The sequence below is a fragment of the Areca yellow leaf disease phytoplasma genome (assembly GCF_041920595.1).
In genome coordinates this window covers 322,120-326,319 of record NZ_CP169277.1, presented here as the reverse complement: position 1 = coordinate 326,319, position 4,200 = coordinate 322,120, and the positions used below count along the sequence as shown (strand labels likewise).

General features: G+C 27.1%; 1 protein-coding gene and 2 pseudogenes. 2 read left to right on the top strand and 1 reads right to left on the bottom strand.

From position 1 onward, the window contains the following. Positions 1 to 732: 732 nt before the first annotated feature. Both thyA and ACEW7V_RS01905 read left to right on the top strand, forming a co-directional pair. Positions 733 to 1,583, top strand: a pseudogene (gene thyA / locus ACEW7V_RS01910) (thymidylate synthase). A gap of 1,412 nt (positions 1,584 to 2,995) precedes the next feature. Beyond that, on the top strand, positions 2,996 to 3,370 hold the full coding sequence (locus ACEW7V_RS01905; protein WP_374695277.1) for an osmotically inducible protein OsmC: 375 nt from the start codon (positions 2,996 to 2,998) through the stop codon (positions 3,368 to 3,370). Between the two features lie 501 nt (positions 3,371 to 3,871). On the opposite strand, the pseudogene ACEW7V_RS01900 reads toward ACEW7V_RS01905, so the two are convergent. After that, positions 3,872 to 4,088, bottom strand: a pseudogene (locus ACEW7V_RS01900) (YneF family protein). Positions 4,089 to 4,200: the final 112 nt, after the last annotated feature.

Genomic DNA, 4,200 nt, shown 5'->3' with positions numbered 1-4,200 from the left:
CGTATTACAGTTCTAAAATTTGATCCCCTTATAAAACTTTATTTAATAATCATTTGCCTAAAACGATACTGCCACTTAGAACTGCAAGGAGATTGTTAAAAAATAATCGTTTTGCGAAAATCAGTACACGGTTCAATTCGAAAGAGGCAAACACGCCCTTTTATGATTTGATGAAAGTTCAAAGCGTTAGCACACACACTTCCAAAATAATTATCATTGGTGGTATAGCTTTAGATGGTAACAGTAGAATTTTTCAATGATGAAACCACAAATTTAACTCGTCAATCAGTTTGATATTGAAAACAAGCTTTTTTTACTTTAATTTAAGATATCCTAAAGAATTACATTTAAAAATCCTTTTTCAATTAAAAAGCAGCCACAAAAAAGAATCAATTTCTTTTAAAAACTGATTTTCATTATCCTATTATGTATATCAATCCAAATAGCGAACACAATAACTCCATAACATTATCAAAAAATATCTATATGCTTTTTTTTTAACTGCGCCTTTGCAGGTAAGTAGAACTTACAAGCAATGTGTTCTAATTTACAACACCTTTTGTAATTTAGTTTTCACCAACAAAAGTTCTCATCTCATCATGCGGACAGAATCTATTTCACTGACCAATTAATTAACACTTAACTGCCATTTACACAGAAGTTTTTTATATGTTTTGTCCCGACAGTAAACATCAAATATTTATTCAATTAAAAAACATGAGTTATACAATTATGAATACTTATTTAGATTTATGTCGTTTTATTTTGTAAAAGCAAGTATGTTTTGGTAAAACGACCGTACTAATACAGGTGTGTCAAAAGTATTTTATTACCAATGCGCTTTAACTTAAATAATAAGTTTTTGTTCAATAAAAATGTTGAATTTAGATCAATTATCCAATAACTTTTATGGTTTTCAAAAAGGGACACGTATTATTGTTATTTGGTACAAAAACAACAAAGAATATTTGAATGATTGGCTCATCAAAATATCAACAATCAGCTTTTTTTCAAAAATGAAACATTGAAAGAATTTGTAAAAAATCAAAATGATCCTCTTTTTTGCCATGTTACGGTAATAAATCTGTTTTGTGTAAATAATGGCGTGATTTTTAATGTATGTTGATCAACCAAATTCTTTAATTTCAAATCAAACCAATCCGTAATTCCAGACGCGTTTGATTTCAATTGAATCCGCCCTTATTAAACCAAACGGCATTGCTAATTTATCAGCGTCTTAATTCAATTTTCATGTTCATTGGCGCAAATCTCCTTGCAATATCAACGTAGTAGATACTAAATACTCTTTTCAATATCGCTTTATTCTTTATTACTTATGATGGTCGCACAAGTAACTAACTTTACAACCACAATTTTGTTCAAGAGCTATATATTTCGTTACTTGTTCGCAGAATCACTCATAGGCTAAGTTCAGACCCAAATTTCAAAGAACTCCAAAAATTATTCTCAAAATGATTTTAAATCGCGACATCAAAAAATATTGATGATTTTAAATTTAGTGATTTTACATTTTGCAAAATTATCAATGTGATGGCATTTTGAAAGGCGATATTGCTGTATGATTAATAATTTAATTACTGCCTTTCGACAATTATTTTGATTGGCAAAGACAACAACGGTTCTTATAGACTTTTACAGATTTATGTCACATTTTTAAAAAATTTCATTCTTAATCAAAATGTTTTAATGGGGTATGAAACTTATAAATCCTTAAAAAATTATTTCAAAAATAAGCCCTTTAATTTTTAAAAAAACTTATGTGCATCTTTAAAACATATTTGGAATTGCTCTAATTGTAATGTTGTTTCTGGATTTGCAATCCCTTCATGGCAAGTGCGCAGTGATGCTGCCCAAGATATTTTTATTATTGGTGAGGAAAAAATCTATCAACAAACCCTACCTTTGGGTAACAACTTTATACATCACCCACATTTTACAAACATCAAGGAAATGTTTTTTTCCCAAAATTGACTTATCACAATACCAATTAATCCAAAGAAATTCACCCACACAATTAATTTTTTGCCATTTATCAAAAAGAAATTAGATACGCCCAAATGTTAACTTTTATTTTTGTTGTCGTTTGGCTAACATTTCTGTTGAAAAATCAAATTATGTTAGCGTTGATTTTTTTGCTACAAAAACGCTACATAATTTAATTTTGGCTTGCTTATTTTTTAATACATCGTTTTTATAATTTTGGTTTTTGTCTTCGTTTTTAATGATACCTTTTTTGTTCTCAATCATTATTTTAAAGGATTTGTTCTCGCGTAGTTTGTCGCGTTTTGTCAACCGTTTTTTTAAGAATTAAAGTAGTAGTTCAAAAAATCCTCATTTAATCCCTTCAAAAGAAAACGTTGTTATTTATGTCAATCACAAGTCATACACTTCGATCCTTTTGTTATTACAAGCGTTATTCCAAGAACTTTATCATTTGCTCCCAAACAAAAATTTTAATTGTTTTTTTGGAACTGCATGGTTTTTAAAAATTAGCTTTTTTATCTTTGGATTGTATGGTAATCTCAAGGATGATATCAGAAAACTGCCCAAATTAATACACAAAGGCAGCGTCACTAAAGTTAAAATGGCATGGCAATGGTAGTTTTTCCTGAGGTGGAGGCATTAAAGATAGAAATAACGAAACAAGCAAATGCCACTTTTAGGAGGGCTGGAAATTGCTTGCAAAAGTAAATTCTATTTTGCCTTTAACTATCAAAGGAGCTGAAGTCAAATCAAAAAATAAGCGTTTTCTTTGGCAAAAAAAGTAGTAGAAATAATTATTCATCCTCCTTTTTAAAATACGATCATTATTGTAATAAGCAAATATGCATCAAGTAGGCCATTGATAAAAAAATATTATCAACTCTAGTTTTAATTAAAATAATTATATTTTAACTTATTTCGATGTTATAATAAAATAGATGCTAAAGAAATTTTATACAAAAAAGAAATATTTTTTTATGCAGCGGCCTACATGATTATTTTTAAAACAACTGCTTATTTTAATCTCAGCCATTATTTTATGTTTTTTTTGAAGAAAAGAAGGAATCACTACAAAAAATTAGTTTTCAGTTTTATGTCTCACAACAAACAATCAGGACCTGTTGATTTATTTTGTCTTTGCTTGGGCAATTTGTTTTATAAAGCTTCTAAAAAGATTTTAGCAGAACAAGACTATAAAAATAAAGATTTAAAAGTAAAAGTAACTTTAGAAATGCAAAAAGATGATAAAGGTTTTTATTTTAAACCTACTGCTATTTTAGGAATTCAAGATATGACGCTGGAACAAACTGAAATAATCGCAGATGCAACTCATAAAAAAAGATGCCCTATTTCTCTGTTTAATTAGTGCTGATGAAAATGTTTCTGTTAAAGTTGCAAAATTACAAATGAATTGATTACAGAATAAAATTTTTTCATGATATAATAAAAAAACACCTTTAAAAGGTGTTTTTTTTATTATATAACTTTGAAATTATAAATGTTTAATGATCAAAATTATTCGCGGTAAATTTTTTTAAATCTTTATTTTTGTGAATAATTTTTTTTATTAAAGGGTTAAAAACATAATTATTATATTTAGCATCCGAAACTATTTCTTTTAAAAAAAATGATATTCAATTGTAATAAATTTTTGGTAATGTTGGCATCTTTTGTCAAGGGAAAAGTTTTGTGAGGATTTTGCAAAAAACTTTTTAATATTTCTTGTTCTAAATTGCTACAAGACAATAAATAATTTATAATTTTGTTTTTAACATTTTTGCGATAAAAGTAATTCATTATAAAAATAACTAAAAGACAAATAAAAACAATAAAAATAAATTTAAAAAAGATACTTTCAAACATTATTTTATTTGCCTTGTTTCATGCTTTTCATAATTTGACGAATTTGTTTTTCAGAAGGGGTACGTACTTCCATTTGGCGAAACATTTCTTTGATTTGTTTTTCACTGATGGGAGGATTTTTGTTGTAAATGTTTTTAAACCAATGAAACATTAAAAGCTCCTAAAACCCCGCCTAATAAAAATCCTATAATTGGATTTAAATATAACCAAATATTGTTCATTTTGAACTCTTTTTTTCTTTTTCTTTTTTTTGTTTTCTTCCTTGCGGTAGCTCAAATTGATAAAATTGAATTTTTTTATTACCGTATTGTTTTTCTTTTTGTAAAACAAATT